This is a genomic window from Microcoleus sp. B5-D4 (assembly GCF_036705145.1).
Classification (GTDB): Bacteria; Cyanobacteriota; Cyanobacteriia; order Cyanobacteriales; family Microcoleaceae; genus Microcoleus.
Genome location: NZ_JAUBTV010000015.1, coordinates 55966 through 73067 on the forward strand (window position 1 = coordinate 55966; position 17102 = coordinate 73067).

Consider the following 17102-nt stretch of genomic DNA (forward strand, 5'->3'; position numbering starts at 1 on the left):
ACAAGTATTGTGCTTATTTTACCGGACATGACTAATGACTACTGACGACTGACTACGGACTAATGACTACTAACTAAAAAAGGCAGCGCGACCATAAATGTAGTACCTTTACCTAGTTCACTTTCCACACTTATTGTACCGCCGTGCAGGTCAACTATGTGTTTGACAATGCAGAGTCCCAAACCCGATCCTTTAATTTTGCCTACATTAGCACCCCGTTCAAACTGCTGAAATAATTTTCCTTGATATTCCGGTGTCATCCCAATTCCCTCATCTCGAACGCACAAAATTATTTGTTGGTTTTCGCAGCTTAAGTCTAAACTTACCTTGCCGCCGTTTGGAGAATATTTAATGGCGTTTGAAAGCAAATTAGTCAGAACGTGGTGCAGTAGTTTTGCATCAAGATTGGCGTGCAGCGGATTTGTGTGACTGCGGAAATGTACTAGGTGTTTGTCGGTGACGATAGGTTGCAGTTCTTCTAAAATAGAATTGCATAAATCCGTCGCATTAATCTGATTTAAATTTAAGGAGATTTTGCCGGCTTCAGCTTTGCTAAGCATTAAAATATCTTCCAGCAACCCACTCATATTACTGACGGCTTTTTTAATGCGGTCAACATTTTTATGGGTAGTTCCGGGGTGTCTCTGCAAGTCGCTATCTTCTAGCATTTCAGCCGATAGCTGTATAGTAGTTAAAGGAGTGTTTAAATCGTGGTAAGCCATTGAAATAAAGCGCGATCTGTTTTCGCTTTTTTCTGCTGCTAATGCCATTAATTTTTTCAGACTAACTGCTTCTTGATGTTTACTAAGTGCTATCTTGATAGTGGCGTGCATTTCTCTTTCTTTAAAAGGTTTGAGCAGGTAGCCGTAAGAACCAGTATTTTCGGCTCGCTGCAAAGTTTCGTCGTCAGCATAGGCAGTTGTATAGATAATTGGTATATCTAATTCTTGATTAATTATTGCTGCTGTTTCTATGCCGTCAATGTCGCCTTTGATAACTATGTCCATTAAAATTAAATCGGGTTTTAGTTCGCGGGCGCGCTGGATGGCATCCGCTCCTGAAGAAACGATATCGGCGATTTGATATCCCAACTTTTCTAATTTAGGGGATAAATTTTTAGCAATTAACAGTTCGTCTTCGACAATCAAAATATTAATTGGTTTTACGACCAAGCTCATATTGTTACAATCTTTGAAAGTAGTTTAACTCGTTAAATTTTAAGTGAAAGGATGTACCAAATTCTCTGGAGATTTCGATGGTTCCTTCTAACTGCTCGGTTAAAGTGCAGACAACTTGAAACCCCATTGAGTGAGTTTTCCGAAAATCTAAATTTTGAGGAAAGCCAATGCCGTTGTCCTTAACTAAGAGGTTGATTTCTCGATCGCCCGTTTGATAGCATTCTACACTAACTGTACCAGTTATGCCATCAGGAAAAGCGTGTTTCAGGGTATTTGAAACCAATTCATTGGCAATTAAACCGCAGGGAGTAGCAGTTTCAAGATTTAGGGAAATTGGCTCAGCTAATACCTGCAACTGAATTTGGTTGTTGCTAATATTGTAAGAGTGAAACAAGTTACTTACCAAATCTTCGAGATATTCGCCAAAATTAATTTGCGCTAGGTTAGTCGAACGGTACAGTTTTTCGTGAATCAGAGCCATAGAATAAAGGCGATTCTGACTTTCTTCAAACATTTTGCTTACTTGCGGGTCGGCAACTGTGTTCGATTGCAATTCTAACAGACTGGCAACTACGCAGAGGTTGTTTTTGACGCGGTGGTGAATTTCTTTGAGCAAAATTTCTTTTTCTTTGAGGGAGTTTTTCAAATTTGCTTCCGCTTGTTTGCGATCGCTCAGTTCAGCTTGCAGTTGCTGGTAAAGTAGAGATTGCTGAATGGCGATCGCCAATTGATTCACCAACTGCTGAAATAAATTGATTTCCGATTCTTTCCAATCACGAGGGCCATCGCATTGGTGGGCAATCAGCAATCCCCAAAGTTCGCTGTGCTGAATAATCGGCACTACTAACTTTGCCCTAACTTGAATTTTTTTCATAAACTCCACCACACAAGGTGTAATGCAGGGGTCATCCCGTTCGGAGATCGCAGAAATTCGCCCTTGCAAATAAAGCTGATAAATTTCAGCCGGAAAAGCCTCTTCGCCAAAACATCTATCTACGAGTTGGCTGCATCCTTCTGCGACGGCTTCAGCAATGACTCGGCCGCCGTTTTTGGGTAAAAGTTGATAAACCAAAACTCGATCGGCTAATAATACTTGCTGGAGTTCCGCAACCGTGGTGTTGAGAATTTCTTCTAATTGCAAAGACTGGCGGACACGACGGGCGATCGCCTCCACAAGCCGTTCTTGCTCGAACTGCTGCCCCCTAGCGAGTTCGGCGTATTTAGAATTGCTGATATCAGCGGCATAACCAATAATTTCGATCGGAACGCCCTTGCTGTCAACCAATAGTTTTAGTTCCGTCCTTAGCCAGCGGTAAATTCCGTCTTGGTGTAGAAAACGGTACTCGCAAATGCAATTTTTTTCCTGGCACAAATCCGAAAATTTTACTAGAAATTCTGACCGATCTTCAGGGTGAATTCGGCTAGACCAAAATTTACAATCTGCTAACAATTCTTGGGGTTCGTAGCCAACGATTGTCTGAACGTTGTCGCTGATGTAAGTAGTACAAAAGTCCCCTGTCGGTGCGGCTGTAAAAATTACCGCCGGATTAGAAGCAAGCAAAAATTGCAGCCGTTCTTTTAACTGTTGCAATTCCATTTCGGCTCGCTTGCGATCGCTAATATCTTCGATCGCAGCCATGCTGTAGAGAGGAATGGCCTCGCGGTCGCGGATCAGCGTCACCGTCAAGTTTGCCCACATCAGCTCGCCATTCTTCTTAATCAAGCGTTTTTCCATTTGGAAGCGAGAAATATTGCCCTCCACCAACTGCTTGACTTGCTCCACATCTGCTTGTACATCTTCTGGATGCGTGAGTTCAGTAAAAGTCATCGTAGCCAACTCCGAATCGCTGTAGCCCAACATCTGGCGGTGAGCTTCATTCACTTTGATCGTGCGGTAGTCGCGCACGCTTGCCAAACCAAGCGCGATCGGAGCATCGTCAAATAAGTTGCGAAACTTTTCCTCGCTCTTTTGCAGTGCAGCTTCTGCGTGTTTGCGAGCGGTAATGTCTCGGGCGACCCACATCACCCGATCGAGCTCCAGCGGCGAAATACTGGCATCAAACCAAAATAATTTGCAGCCAATTTCCATCCTGTATTCAACTCTGTGGGTTTCCCCAGATGCCAACGTTTGGCGAATGTGGTTCAGGGCAAAATTAGCTTCCGCTTCTGGGAAGATTTCAGCGAGGGTTTTGCCCAGCACTTCAGGAGCCGGTTTGTACAGCAGTTCGGGAGCCGTGGGGGCGATTTTGAGGTAGCGGCCGCTGGCGTCGAAAACCAGCACGATATCCGTCATGGCGTTAAACAGCGCTAGCAGTTCGGCTTCGGATTTTTGGAGTTTTTCTTCGGTCAATTTGCGATCGGTAATGTCGGTGTCAGTGCCAGTCAGGCGGCAAGCCTTGCCGTCCGCCGATCGGATCGCGCTGCCGCGGGCAAGTATCCAGCAGGTGCTGCCGTCTTTACGCAGCATCCGGTGTTCTACTTCATAACTTTCTGTCACACCCTCTAGATAAGCCTTTACTGCTTCCTCGACTGCAACTCGATCGTCGGGATGAACGTGAGATGCCCAATTTTCCATGCGGTTAGGAATCTCTGCGTCCTGATAGCCCAACAAAGCTTTCAAAGACGGAGCAATATAGATTTCGTCGGTTTCCAAATTCCAGTCCCAAACCCCCACTTTGCCGGCCGATACTGCCATTTCGTACCATTGTGTCCGCTGCAGCACTCTCCGTTCTAACTCTGCATTGAGCTGCTGCAAAGCGATTTCTGCTTGTTTGCGATCCGTGACATCCCGGCCTGCAGCTTGATACTCGACGATTTGTCCGCTCTCGTTGAATATAGCCCGATCGATCCACTGCTGCCAGCGAATTTCCCCGCTCGGCAAAATTACTCGGTGCTCGCAGGTAAAAATAGAGTTGTCGGGAGACACAGAAGTATATTGCTGTTGAAAAATTTCTCGGTCTGCATCTGGCAGCAGGGACATGAAGCTGTTGCCGAGCAAGTCTTCTGGTTGCAAGCCGAAATAACGGCAGTAAGCTTGATTGACAAAAGTTATTTTACCGTCGGGGAGGTAGCGGCAAATCAGTTCGGTTTGGTCTTCCACAATCGCCTGGTAGCGCGCCTCGCTCTGCTGCAGGGCATTTTCGGCATTTTGGCGATCGCTGACTTTTTCTAGTTCACAATTGCCCTCTAACAGTTCGCATTGTTCCTGGAGTTTTGCCACTTCTTGATTCAGTGCCTCCATCCAGCTATACATTGCGGGGCGAATCGTTTTTTCGCTGACTAAACCTAGGAGCTGACCCCGTTCATCTACAATTGGCAAGCAATCGATCGAGTATTGACAAAATAGCTTAAATGCGGTAATAAGATCTGTAAATTCTGATTCTTTTAAGACCATTAAATTCCGCGTCATTGCGTCGGCAACTTTCATGTCTTGCCATCCGTATTCGGAGGCGGCTAAGTTCAGCACATCTTCCGGGCTTAGCAGTCCGACTAGCTGATTTTCATCGACAACTAAGACGCAACTAATCGATGCTTTTACCGTTTCATTTGAGTCGGGAAGTGCAGGGGCATTAGGCAGTGGGCAAGGGTCGATCGCCCGACGCATCAGGGCGATCGCATCCCCGATGGAAGTGGAGGGCGCAACCGTGACTGGGTGGCGATCGACAGCTTCGTCGGGCGATCGTAAATTGGCCGACAAATTAGCAAGTTCCATTAGTCTTGGTCAAAAAGTATTGTTAATTAACTTTAGCAACACTTTTAGTCATCAGCCAGATGACTTATGACTGATGATCGGCATTATTTTCTACCAATGAGAATATAAGTTTTCATTCCCCCTTTGCCTTTAACTTCAATAGTTCCCCGCTCCTGAAATACATATTTGTGTTCTAATAACTTATAAGTAGTTTCGCTGACTTGAATCCGCCAAGGCAAACCGTGAGATTCCATGCGGGAAGCAATATTTACTGTGTCGCCCCACAAATCGTAAATAAACTTTTTGATTCCAATTACTCCGGCAACAACCGGGCCGCTGTGAATGCCGATGCGGATGCTAAAATATTTATTATGGCTAGCATTAAATCGGGCTATTTCTGCTTGCATATCAAGGGCCATTTGGGCGATCGCGTCTGCGTGGTCTGCCCTGGGTTCAGGGAGCCCTCCCACCGCCATGTATGCGTCGCCGATGGTCTTGATTTTCTCTAGGCCGTGCTGTTCGCACAAAAGGTCAAATCCTGAGAAAATCTGATTCAGAAGATCCACCAGTTCGATCGGATTCATGACGGCAGACAAAGCAGTAAACCCCACAATGTCAGCGAACAAAACAGTCACTTCTGGAAAGTATTCGGCAATAGTAGTTTCGTTTTGCTTGAGGCGTTCTGCTATTGCCTTGGGCAAGATATTTAACAGCAGCTTTTCTGATTTTTCTTGTTCTTCCCGCAGGGCATCTTCTGCTTGCTTGCGTTCCGTAATGTCGTGGTAACTCCAGACTCGGCCGATAATTTTATCTCCCAGCCGCTGCGGTTCCGAATAGCGTTCAAAAAATCTGCCGTCTTGAAATTCCAACAAATCGTAACTTTCGGCTTCGGGCTGCTCGTCAAGCGACTCTATTCTCTCTTGAAATGCTTGGGGGTCTTTGAGCTGGTTCAGGACAAAGGCGATCGTTGCCGCGTTATCTCGCAGTGCCATCACTTCGTTAGGTATGCCCCACATTTCCACAAATTCTCGATTGAAAGTGACTATTTTTCCGCTCCTGTCAGTAGCTAAAATACCATCAGCAGTAGAATCAAAAGTTGCTTGCAGCAGGGACACAGATTTTGCCAGGGCGTCTTCTGTCATTTTTCGAGCAGTAATGTCTCGCAAAATAGCGCGAATCGCTACTAGCGAACCATCCGCAAACTTACAGCTTAGGCTGCCTTCCAACAAAATTTGTTCGTGATATTTAGTGATAAATATTACTTCAATCGATTCTGGATACAAGGTATTTTCATTTACCGTTTTTTGGGTAATAGCTTGATATAATATATCCAGAGACTCTGGGGAACTGTTCGGATGAATGATATCAAAAACCGTCATTTGAGCAATTTCTGCTTCGCTGTAGCCCAGAGTTTCCCGCCAAGCCCGATTTACATACAAAAAATGACCGTCCGCTCCTATACTTTGAATTAAGTCAGTAGCATTTTCAAATAAGTCTCGCAGTTGTTCTTCGCTTTCCCGCAAAGCTATTTCCGCTTGCTTGCGCTTGATAAATTGACCGATTTGGCTGCCGATTGTCCCCATTGTTTGGAGCAATTCTTCATCAAAACACTGCACTTCACGGCTGAAAAAAGTCATCACCCCCAACACAGATCTTGCAGAAGTTTCCGCCTCGTAGTCGCCCAAAATTGGGAAACCAAAAGCTCCGTGTAATCCTTCTTCTGCGGCTATTTCTCGGCGCATACAACTGTCGCTTTTTGTGACATCGGCAATCCACTGAGATGAACCGCTAGCCCAAACGAAACCCGGTAATCCTTCGCCAAACGCACAAGTCATTTGTTCGGTGAATTCGGCAAATTTGGGGATAGAAACTGAGCGTTTTGTCCAACTGGCGACGCACCGAAGCAAATTGGGGTCGGAAACCGCAGTTATTCTCTTAGTTTCTGACAACAGTTTTTCCCCAGCTTCAGGCATCCAAAGTTCGGCGGTATCCCATCCCAAGCTGTCGCAAATTACGGGGAGAATTGCTGCTATAGCTTTTTTGATTGTTTCGGATGCCGACAGGATGCGAGTGGTGACGTACTGAGCTGTTTTTCGCTTGCGGGCGCGCTGTCTATCTGTGACATCGCGGCCGATGTACACGAAATCTTGAACGGCGGGCGAAGATCCAGAAATGCCTTTAATGTCCGTCGGAATCGCCGTACAGGAAAACGAAACTGTGAGCTTTTCTCCGCTTTTTGCCGTGCAAATTACTTCGGCATTAGTTTGCGATTGTTGAGGCTCATCTTGGCTGACTGCTTGCAAAGAGGAGCCAAAAGCAGCAAGAACTTCTATTTGCTGGCCTACTAATTCTGATTCCCTGTAACCGAACAAATCTTGAGCAGCTTGATTGAGTTTTTTTATTTTTCCCGAGGCTGTTGTTACCAACAAAACTTCTGCCATTGAAGTAATAATTTTTTCAACATAATTATTAGTATCGGCTAAGGTACTCAATAAAATATCCATTTCATTGGTAGCTTGGACTAGAGTTTGTTCTAAAGCCATCCTGTCGCTTACGTCTTGAAAAAATATAATTAATCTCTGATAATTCTCGTCATTGGTGAACTGCACGATATACATATCAAAATAAAGCCGCGAGCCATTTTCTAATACCCGCGTGATCGCTTTTAATTCAAAATTTGGCAAACGTCTTTCAAAAATATCGATTAAAATTTCTTCAGTTCCCACCAATTCGGGGAAGGGAATGCGGACATCGTTGCCGGCGACTACTTCATCGGGAAAGTCGCCGAACCGCTCCACTTTGAGAGACTTCTCTTGGATTAAAAAATCTTTATCCAGTGCTAGGTACTCCAAGTGGTGGGGAACTAACAGTTTTTTAAACAAGGTTTTCATGTGAGATTCTTAGTAGTGAATGCGCCCTGTGTATCGAATAATCGAAAATCCATCTATTTATCTCTGTTTCTCAAAGGGAATTCTGACTATAAAGGTAGTGCCTAACCCGATCTCGCTGGAAAATTCGATTTGACCTCCGTGCAAATCTACACACTGCTTGACTATGGATAAACCCAGTCCTGTACCGGGTATTTTTCCGACATTTTTCGCTCGATAATAAGATTCAAAGAGTTGTTCCTGGTCTTCGAGAGGAATGCCAATGCCTGCATCTTTAATTTTAAATATAGCTTCTTCATTATTCTGACAATTTAATTCCAAATAAATATGGCTGTCGAGGGGCGAATATTTGACAGCATTTGACAGCAAATTTGTCAATATGTGCCGCAGCAATTTTGGATCTAGTGCGGGCAACTGTTGCGTTTCCTGCGAGTCGCTATCATCTTTTTTCGCTGGCGTAACTAATTCTTGATAAATAAAGTTAATTGTATGATTTTTTCCATAACTAATTGTAATTGATTCTACTAACTCGCTGCAAAATTGTTTTAAGTCAACTGGTGCGGGATAGAATTCGAGTTTTCCTGCTTCGGCGCTGCTGAGCAACCGCACGTCATCTAATAGCTGAGCCATGTGTTTAGATGCGGATTTAACGTGTGCGAGGTATTCTTGTTTTTCCTCGTGGGTGATTTCGTCGCCGTAGTCTTGGAGGATTTTAGTAGCAAATAATATTGTATTTAAAGGATTGCCAAATTCGTGAGCAATCATCGAGAAAAAACGAGATTTTACCTGTCTGAGTTCTTGCTCTTTTGCCAAAGAGCGGCGAATTTCTATTTCTTGTTGTTTGCGTTCTGTGATGTCCCTGCCTATATAAATTAAATCGTAAAGTCCCTCTAATTCTGTCTGAATTGCCGAACAGGAAAATTCTACCCAAATTTCTTCTCCTGCTTTAGTAGTGCAGACTATTTCTAGTTCTCTACGCAGCTCTTTCTGAGACAAAATATAGCGGTGGCGAGCTTGGTAAATTAATGTTTCTTCTACTACTATTAAAGACAGGGGTTTGCCGATAAATTCTGCTTCGCTATACCCAAATAACCATTGGGCTGATTGATTGATTGTTTTGATAGTTCCTAATGTTGTTGTGACCAACAAAGCATCGCCCATCGAACGAATAACTTTATCTATATAATCTTTAGAAGCCGCTAAGGCACTAACCAAAAGATTAGCTTCATTCGCCCTCTGAATCAACGATTGCTTCATTACCATCTTTTCGGTGGTATCTTCTATCAAAATTAGCAATTTACTTGGCACATATTCTTGTTCTTCTTCATATTTGATAGCCAACATATCAAAGTATAAAGGGCGGTTCTGGTCGGCAAACCGAGCGATACCTTTGACTTCAAAACCAGGGAGCCGTCCCATAATGATAGACATGAGGATATTTTCAATGCCAATCAGTTCGGGAAAACTCAGGCGAGCATCTGCACCTGGTATCGCGTCGCCCGGAATATCAGCATAATGCTGCACTTCGGCGGAGGTTGCCTGAATGATAAAATGGTGATTTACTAGAAAATACTGTGTTTGTCGTGGCCCTAACAGCTTTCTTAACAGGGGGTTCATACTTGTTCTACCATTGTGTAAGCTAGTTTGTAGAAAATTTCGTCAACGTCTTTGCCTGTTTTAGCAGATGTTGTGTAAACTCCTATTACTTTGTCTTGACCTATCGAATGGGATATTTCCACTAGCAGCGCCAATTTTTCCTCGTCAATCAAGTCTACTTTGTTCAAAGCGACGATAATTGACCCTTTAGGATTGACTGCAGAAAAAAGCTGAATGTGTTCGGATATTCGCTCAACTGTTTCGGAGCGGCTGACATCGGCAACGATTAAAACGCCGCTAGCTCCCTGCAAGTAAGTCGGTGCTATTCCTTTGAATTTTGTATGCCCTTCTAAGTCCCAAATCAGCAACTTTGCAGTCACATTTTCCTGCTGTTTTACCCCTTCTAATTCTACGATTTTGCTGGAAATTTTTACTCCTACTGTGGAGAGGTATTGGTCGCTGAATTGCCGATCGACAAAACGGCGGATTAGGCTAGTTTTACCCACGCCGAAATCCCCAATCATGCACATTTTTTTAGATATAGTAACTGACATAATTATTTACTGTTTATTGTCTTAGTTATTGGTTCAAATAGCACGCATCTGCTTAAAAGTCGTGGTTGATTGGGTTCCACGTCGCCAGGAGGATGGGGGATGCCAACCGTTTGGAGGCGCTTTGGGTCAGCACCCTGCCGCACTAAAGCATCTCGCACTGCTGCGGCACGCCTCAGCGACAACTGTTGATTTGTAGCAATTTCCCCAGTTCGATCGCTGTGTCCAATTATCTTAATCTGTTTTTGAGGATATTGATCCATGAAATTTTTGACACTGGCGATGATTTCTCCGTATGTAGGGTCTAATTTTGCCGTTCCTTGCTGGAAGTAAATGCGGCTTGTAATTTTCAGCGGATCTAATTTAATTGTGCTAATCACCGATTGAACACCGGGAATTTGCTTCAGGGACTGAGCTATTTTCTGTCCGTCTGCACCGTCTCTAACGGTTCCCTCTACTGTAACTTTACGATCGCCATACCGCGTAGAAATAGAAAGGCCCTCTTTCTGATTCAAAACAGCGGTAATCCGCTGTACCTCGGCCGCCGTCAAAACTGGATCTGGGGGGACATCTACAGCTAGAATTCTATTATCTAATTGCAATTTCGGTGCAGTTGATGCGGCTATTTTTTCGGCTTGTACCCGTAATTCTTGATTTGGCAACTTTCCGGTTAGCTTTAAAGTTTTGCCATCAACTGTAACATCTAAGCGGTAAACTGCTAATTGGGGAGTCGAGGCTAAAGCTGCGATGGCATTTGCTTCGAGGCGACGGTAAATGTTGCTGCGATACTGATAAATCCCCCAAGGTACTAAGATTAAGCTTAGGGCGGCTAAACTGATAGCCGCAAGGGCGATCGGGGGTTTTGTTGATTTTTCCTTTTGCAGCGGGTCGAATAAACTTTTTATGCACGGGTGCAGCGACTCCGGTATAGTACCGGGGTCGCCATTAAACTCGTGAATTACTTTAGCATAATTAAGGATGAGATTACTAACTGTTTGCCGCAGTTTGTTGATGAACGACTGTGGCGGTTCTCCTTTTATCACGACGGCCATGTAGCAATATCCCGCTACTTCTAGCATAATTTTTGAGTCGCCGTATTCAATTTGATTGAGTTCGGAAATTTCTCCCGGCTGCACGATGCACTCGTTAACAAAGCTGCGAATAGCTGTCAGCATTCCTGCTACCATTTCTGATTCTAACTGGTAGCTTTCGGAGTTTTGAACTTCGGAAATAACCAAGCCTGATGCTTTATGAATTAAGAATGCTGCTTGGACGGTAAAGGGTATTGATTCTTTGAGGATTAATTCAGCTTCGGAGACACCTTGTACTTTGGAGCGAATTTTGCGCTGAACTCCTTCGACGCTGAGGGCATTTGACACTTTTTCATTGATTGTCTTGATAGCTTCTGCCATGTATCGGGAAATTGTACTGCCAATTACGGGATAGAGCGCATCCACCATAGAGTCGCGTTCGAGTCTTATTTGGGCTGTAATCGCTTTGCCCATTTCGGGGGCGAGGGCTTGAGCGATCGACTCTTGGTCAAGGCGAATTTGCTCTTTAATTGCCAGACCAATTTCTGGGGCGATCGCGTTAGCAATATCCGCTGGCGAATTCACTATTTGTTGAGCAAGTGCGTCGGGAAGCAGCTCAGCTATTGCCGCACTCATTGCCGACTTGTTTTCCTGAGTTTTTGCCCTAATCACTTCGTCAATAATGGGAACGATCGCCTTAACAACTTCTTCTCTGGAATCGGCCACTTTGCGACTGAGAATTTCTGCGATCCAAGGCAACATCAACTCAATCAACTCTTGGGGATCGTAGATTTGGTGCTCCAATTTTCCTAATTTATCGTTGATTGTTCCCATCAGGTGGCGCACCCCCGGCAAGTCGTTTTCTGCCAGAAGATTTTTGACTTGCTCTATATCCGACATTTTTGAGCCGAACATCAGATTTTGCAGCCTTTCCATCGCGCTGTCGGCTTCATTTAAATCCTGTTTAATTTGGCCTAATATTTCAGCAGGCTGTTCTAGTAAGTGAGGGATTTCTAGAGTCGAAGCAACCACCGGATCTAAATATGCAGTTTCTGGTGGCTCTGAGACTGTGGAAATTATGGGGTTATGGGGAATTACCGAGGGTTTTGACTCGGTTTCGGGAGCGGAAACATCCTGTAAATGCCGATCGAACCCGTGGGATTTTTGAGCCTGTACGTACTGTAGAGAATCTTTCATTGTCAAGTTAGACAATTCTTCGACAGGCTGTGATTCCTCCTCGATATCCGGCTGGGCGATCGCGGAAACATCTATAGTTTTAGCTGAGGAATAGTCTTTTTCCAGTTCTGAAGTGTTGAGTTTGTGAGTAGCGAATAGCAAACTTTTGAACTCGTCTGCAACAGGCGGGGAATCCCCAGACTCCGGTTGGCGAGATCCTGTTTCGGGTACACTCGCTGCAACTTCCTCTGGCGCTTGCTCAGAAATACCTAACAAATCCATCAACCCGCCGAGGGCCCCAGCTTGATTATTTTCCCCGCTGCTGTCATCTTCGGGCTCTGCATTTTGCTGGTTTGAACCCGCAAAAATTTTGAGATCTACTAACAGATTCAACAAGGGTTCTAGCTGGGTTGCTGCATCCGCAGCAGACTCGTCAGGTTGAGAAACAAAACCCTCTAACTCATTGTCGTCAGCCGGATTTTCTTTCGGTAAAGCCATGCGTTATTATCCGTGATGGTGGCGCTCCGGCAACAGAAATTCGTTATTTAACTTATTATCCGCAACGCCTTTAAGTTCGGGCACAAATTCTGTTCCTTTGAGCCTCATGCCGAGTTCAAACAGAATTTCTGCCATGTCGTCTCTGGAAACTTTAACATCTCTGAGCATGGAAAAGCGACGATCGAGCTCTTCAAAAACCTGTGTTTTCAAAGTGCGGGTTTCTTCAGATAGTCGCTCTCTGGTTTGGGAGAGTTCGTCGCGAAGCGAACTGGTTTGATTGTCTATCGCCTCGTCGAGGGCTTCCATGCTGCTGGAGAATTTGCGGTTAATGCGATCGACTTGCTGCCGGATATCGGCGCTTTCTTCTTGGGTGTTTGAGGTGAGCGATTTAACTTTCTTTTCTAACGAATCAACAGCCGCCCTCATTTCTCCTGAAAGAACTGTTTTTACTTGTTCGATGCGAGTTTGCATATCTTGCTGCATCATGGACAAGTCGGAATCTATTTTATCGAAGCGATTATCGTATTCTCTAAGCTGCGCTCCGAAAATTATATCCCGGATCTGGTCAATATTTCCCAGCCGTTCGCGCATTTCTTCTTTAGTTATTTCGGCCATACTTGCACCTGGAATCTCCGGAAATTGTGAGTTTAAGAACTGTGCTAGTGATTTACTAGCGTTGTTGGTGGCACTAGCTTTTTTGACGGGGCGGGCTGTTATTTTTTGAACTCTCACCCCTGCGTCGGGGATGGGATTTTTTAGAGTGTTGACTCTAAATATCCTGAGATTCAAATTTTTGAGCCTGGTCTTGTCACCAAAAATGGCGGTTGGCTATCCTTGGCTGGCAGCAAGCTCATAGAAGGGTAGATTTTGCTGCTATACAGCACAGCGGGGTAGGTTTTAATGTCTTGCTGACATCCTCAATGATATCCCATCTTGACAGTGCCTCATACCACAGCGCTGGAGTCCCGGCAAAAAGCGGGTGGGCTTGCTCCACGTTCAATTATATATAAGATATAACTCGAAAGCTTGGTCGCTCGCCGATCGGCTCCGAGGGATGTTGCCTTTGACCAGAAAGCACTTATACAGTCGAACTCGGTCCCTCTCTCCCCCTTGAATCCTCGAATCCTGCGAGGCCCTATAAAAATTCATAGGGCCCGATCGACAGCGACCAGACCCAATAATATGAGAACTTTGTTTTTTCTAACAAACGAGATGTGTTTCCGGTGGAGAACTGTTACTTACTAGGGTTTACAACTTGTGCAGCTTTACTTTTAATCCGCAACGACAACTAAGTCTTACTTGACTGCGGTTTGGCTTGACTGCTCGATCGGCAGTTCGCCACTATTCCAAGTTGTGTTCGGTTAATTTCTGCTGCGCCTCGGAATCTAGACCGGAGACACCATGCCTATATCCTCGAACTTTCTTTCTAAATATAGCGACCTCCTTTCTCTTTCTGTCCCGGTGTCTATTATTAAGTTAGCATGAGCTTTCCGAGGAGTAAAGCACAATTTGCAAAACTTGATAGGTCTTTACATTACTAAGTATAATGATATGAATATCCAAATAGATGTAAGTTAGCACTCACGCACTCGCCCACAAAGAAACCGGGTTTTTTCACCGAGATTGAGGATTTTAAGCAAGTATTTTGGTTGAAAAACCCGGTTTCTGGACACCCGTGCAAAAGTCCTATAAATTCTATTGTTGCTACATCTTTACATACTTAACAGTTCTTGTCATGACTATTTCTCCTAAGTTTCTCAGTGGCAGCCAAATCCGCCAAACATTCCTCGACTTTTATGCCCAGCGGGGACATAAGATATTGCCGAGTGCTTCTTTGGTTCCCGAAGATCCGACGGTGTTGCTGACGATCGCCGGAATGCTACAATTCAAGCCGATATTTCTCGGACAGCGCACCGCCGAATCACCGCGCGCCACAACTTCTCAAAAGTGCATCCGCACCAACGACATCGAAAACGTCGGCCGCACCGCCCGCCACCACACGTTTTTTGAGATGTTGGGTAATTTCAGTTTCGGGGATTATTTCAAGAAACAGGCGATCGCCTGGGCGTGGGAACTTTCCACGGAAGTTTTCGGTTTACCAGCGTCGAATTTGGTTGTTAGCGTTTTCCGAGAAGATGACGAAGCTTTTGCGATTTGGCGCGATGAAATTGGCATTCCGGGCGATCGCATTCAGCGCATGGGAGAAGATGACAATTTCTGGCAATCCGGCCCGACTGGCCCCTGCGGCCCGTGTTCGGAGATTTACTATGATTTTCACCCGGAAAGAGGCGACAATATTGACCTCGAAGATGATAGCAGGTTTATCGAATTCTACAACCTGGTTTTCATGCAGTACAATAAAGATGCAGAGGGCAATTTAACACCGCTGCAAAATCAAAATATTGATACTGGCATGGGACTGGAACGGATGGCGCAAATCCTCCAGAAAGTCCCCAATAATTACGAAACAGATTTGATTTTTCCGATCATTCAATCGGCGGCGGAAATTGCCGGGATTGATTACCACAATAGCGATGAAAAAGTCAAGGTTTCGCTGAAAGTAATTGGCGATCACATTCGGGCTGTGGTGCACATGATTGCGGACGAAATTCGCGCGTCGAATGTGGGTCGGGGTTACATTTTGCGCCGGTTGATTCGCCGGGTGGTGCGCCACGGGCGACTGATTGGAATTCAGGGCGAATTTACGGTGCGGGTGGCTGAAAGTGCGATCGCCCTTTCGGAAGCTGCTTATCCGAACGTGCGGCAGCGGGAAGATCAAATTAAGGCGGAATTGGCAAGGGAAGAAGCGCAGTTTCTCAAGACTTTGGAACGCGGAGAGAAGCTGCTGGAGGAAATTGTCGATCGCACAAAACAGCAAACCAACCAACAAATCAGCGGTAAAGATGCTTTCATTCTTTACGATACCTACGGTTTCCCCTTAGAACTGACTCAAGAAATTGCTGAGGAAGAGGGAATTACTGTGGATGTAGATGGCTTTAAAGCAGAGATGGACAAACAGCGAACTCGCGGTAAAGATGCTCATCAAACAATTGATTTAACCGTGCAGGGTTCTTTGGATAAGTTGGCTGAAACAATCCAGGGAACTGAGTTTGTTGGTTATGCTGAATTGTCGAGTTTAGCTGAGGTGGAAGTTATCTTAGTTGACGGCAAATCTGTGGAGGAAGCAGCCGCCGGTACCGAGGTACAAGTTGTTTTGAACCAAACGCCGTTTTATGCAGAATCCGGCGGACAAATTGGGGATAAAGGTTATTTGAAAACGGGAGATAATGGTGATGGTTTGTTAGTAAGAGTTGATGATGTGAAGAAGGAATCGGATTTCTTCGTGCATTTCGGCTTTGTGGAACGGGGAACGCTGAAAGTTGGCGATAGTATTACTGCGAAGATTGACAATAGCGGTCGCCGTCGAGTTCAGGCTAACCACACAGCAACTCACTTATTACAATCAGCTTTGCGGAAAATTGTGGACGATTCGATTTCGCAAGCTGGTTCGCTGGTATCGTCTGAGAGATTGCGGTTTGATTTCAATTCTCCGCGCGCTGTCACAGCAGAAGAGTTGCAGAAAATTGAGGATTTAGTTAATAGTTGGATTGCTGAGGCGCACGCTGCAGTCGTTGCAGAAATGCCGATCGCCCTTGCGAGGGAAAAAGGCGCGACTGCGATGTTTGGCGAGAAGTACGGCGACGTGGTGCGGGTTATCGATTTTCCCGGCGTTTCGATGGAATTGTGCGGCGGGACTCACGTCAGCAATACGGCTGAAATCGGGCTGTTTAAGATTGTTTCCGAGGCGGGTGTAGCGGCGGGAACTCGCAGGATTGAAGCGGTTTCCGGTCAAGCTGTTTTGGACTATTTGAATGTGCGGGATAAGGTGGTGCGCGATTTGGGCGATCGATTTAAGGCGAAGCCTGAAGAATTGCCGAACCGGATTACTAATTTGCAGAATGAGTTGAAGGATACTCAGAAACATTTGGCTGCTGTGAAGTCGGAATTGGCGATCGCGAAATCCGACCAGTTGCTGAGTGCGGCTGAGGCGATTGGCGAATTCAAAATCATTGTAGCTCAATTGGGTGATGTGGATACAGAAGCGCTGAAAACTGCGGCGGAAAGATTGCAGCAAAAGTTAGGAAATGCTGCGGTTGTTTTGGCATCAATTCCTGAACCGGATAAGGTAAGTTTGGTGGCAGCTTTTAGTCCAGAAGTCAATAAGAAAGGATTGCAAGCTGGCAAGTTTATCGGGGGAATTGCTCAAATTTGCGGCGGAAAAGGCGGCGGGCGGCCGAATTTGGCGCAAGCTGGAGGACGCGATGCAAGTAAGTTGCAGGAAGCGTTGGAAAGTGCTCGCAATCTGTTGCTTGAAGGGTTGGGTTAATTAGTCGGATCAGGTAATTTCGGGGAAACTGTAGGGGCGGGTTCACCAACCATAATTGCCAATAATCGACAATCTCGAAAACCCGCCCCCACCCAACCATAAATCA

At 45.3% G+C, this 17102-nt stretch carries 8 protein-coding genes; 1 reads left to right on the plus strand and 7 read right to left on the minus strand.

Features of this window, described 5'->3' with window-relative positions:
• Nucleotides 1–59: 59 nt before the first annotated feature.
• The 7 genes from QUB10_RS10045 to QUB10_RS10075 all read right to left on the minus strand — a co-directional run bounded on the left by QUB10_RS10045 (nucleotide 60) and on the right by QUB10_RS10075 (nucleotide 13224).
• Entirely contained in the window at nucleotides 60–1178 is a 1119-nt protein-coding gene (locus QUB10_RS10045) for an ATP-binding protein (RefSeq protein ID WP_333201699.1), read from the minus strand.
• Between the two features lie 4 nt (nucleotides 1179–1182).
• Nucleotides 1183–4890, minus strand: a complete 3708-nt coding sequence (locus tag QUB10_RS10050; protein WP_333201701.1) for a PAS domain S-box protein — start codon at nucleotides 4888–4890, stop codon at nucleotides 1183–1185.
• An 83-nt stretch (nucleotides 4891–4973) separates the two neighbouring features.
• Nucleotides 4974–7760, minus strand: coding sequence for an adenylate/guanylate cyclase domain-containing protein (locus QUB10_RS10055; protein WP_333201703.1), 2787 nt, complete (start codon nucleotides 7758–7760; stop codon nucleotides 4974–4976).
• A 57-nt stretch (nucleotides 7761–7817) separates the two neighbouring features.
• Nucleotides 7818–9374, minus strand: a complete 1557-nt coding sequence (locus QUB10_RS10060; RefSeq protein WP_333201705.1) for a PAS domain-containing sensor histidine kinase — start codon at nucleotides 9372–9374, stop codon at nucleotides 7818–7820.
• Nucleotides 9371–9907: a Rab family GTPase gene (locus tag QUB10_RS10065; protein ID WP_333201707.1), complete on the minus strand. Its 537-nt coding sequence runs from the start codon at nucleotides 9905–9907 to the stop codon at nucleotides 9371–9373. The genes QUB10_RS10060 and QUB10_RS10065 overlap by 4 nt, the downstream gene beginning before the upstream one ends.
• A gap of 2 nt (nucleotides 9908–9909) precedes the next feature.
• Nucleotides 9910–12609 carry an OmpA family protein gene (locus tag QUB10_RS10070; protein ID WP_333201709.1) on the minus strand — a complete coding sequence of 900 codons (2700 nt, stop codon included), beginning with the start codon at nucleotides 12607–12609 and terminating at the stop codon, nucleotides 9910–9912.
• 6 nt (nucleotides 12610–12615) lie between these two features.
• The gene (locus tag QUB10_RS10075; protein ID WP_333201711.1) at nucleotides 12616–13224 is read right to left on the minus strand and encodes a hypothetical protein; all 609 of its coding nucleotides are present in this window, start codon (nucleotides 13222–13224) and stop codon (nucleotides 12616–12618) included.
• Between the two features lie 1120 nt (nucleotides 13225–14344).
• On the opposite strand from QUB10_RS10075, the gene alaS reads away from it, so the two are divergent.
• A complete protein-coding gene (alaS, locus tag QUB10_RS10080; RefSeq protein WP_333201713.1) occupies nucleotides 14345–16996 on the plus strand; it encodes an alanine--tRNA ligase in 2652 nt (883 codons plus the stop codon).
• Nucleotides 16997–17102 lie beyond the last annotated feature (106 nt).